Raw genomic sequence first — 1,181 nt, 5'->3', positions numbered from 1 at the left:
ATGGTGAACCTCCACAAGAATTACAATTATAAAAATTGTCGGGACGTAAGGTAATTTTAATATACGAGTAAATCTCATGTACTTACGAGTAAAGGATCAAAACTCACGAGTAAATTGGCAAAATTCACGAGTAAATGTTATAAAATCACGAGTAAAATTTGGATTATCGCTAAAATTTCAAAAAGGATGCTTCTGCCTAAAAAGCCCACACTCGGTATGTAATGAGTGTGGGCTTTTTTTCAATCATACTAGTTCTGATTGTATATAATGCRAGATTAGATTTGCAGTATGCTTTAATGAAGACATATGTGTTCTTTCAAAGGCGTGAGATGCGTCAATTCCCGGACCGATCAAGCCATGAACCAAATCGTATCCTGCTCGGATTGCTGCGGAAGCATCCGATCCATAATACGGATAAATATCGACGCGATAGTCAATACCGTTTGCTTTAGCAAGTGAGGCAAGATGCTGACGCAATTTATAGTGATAGGGACCGGAAGAGTCTTTGGCGCAAATGGAAACGCTGTATTCATCCGTCGTTTGGCCATCACCGATTGCTCCCATATCAACGGCTAGATATTCAACTGTTTTCTCTGGGATATTAGAATTCCCGCCATAGCCTATTTCTTCATTGTTAGAAATCAAGAAATGAGTGGTATATGCCAATTTAATCTTCCCTGCAGAAATCAGGTCAATGATATGAAGAAGAATGCCAACGCTTGCCTTATCATCCAAGTGCCTTGATTTCAAAAAGCCAGTCTCTGTGAATTCTACCCTTGGTTCAAATGATACAAAGTCTCCAACAGAGATGCCAATTGCCTCTGTTTCCGCTTTTGATTTCACAACTGCGTCAATACGGACTTCAATTGTCTCCTCATTACGTTTGGCATCACCGGCATTTTTATACACATGCACAGACGTTTGATTGATTAGAATCGTCCCTGTGACATAAGCTCCGTCAGCCGTATGAATTTTGCAGTATTCCCCTTCCACTGAATTCCAGCGGAAACCACCGATCATCGTCAATTTCAGACGTCCATTCGGCTTAATTTCCTTGACCATAGCTCCCAGTGTGTCGACATGTGCTGTCAGCAAACGATGTCTGGTATCATCTTCACCTTTTAAAGTAGCTAACAATGCTCCTTTATTCGTGATTTGATAGGGTACCTGCTTGCTCTCCA

The 1,181-nt window shown here is 40.8% G+C and carries 1 protein-coding gene; it reads right to left on the bottom strand.

Annotated elements, in window-relative coordinates; translation table 11 throughout:
• Positions 1–243: 243 nt before the first annotated feature.
• On the bottom strand, positions 244–1,181 hold a 938-nt coding region (locus AC1DUW_RS29750), incomplete at its 5' end, for a M42 family metallopeptidase (protein WP_477644297.1).

Source organism: Peribacillus sp. P4_C12 (genome assembly GCF_056402095.1).
The sequence above is the reverse complement of the archived record's forward strand: the minus strand, read 5'-3'. Positions and strand labels throughout refer to the sequence as shown.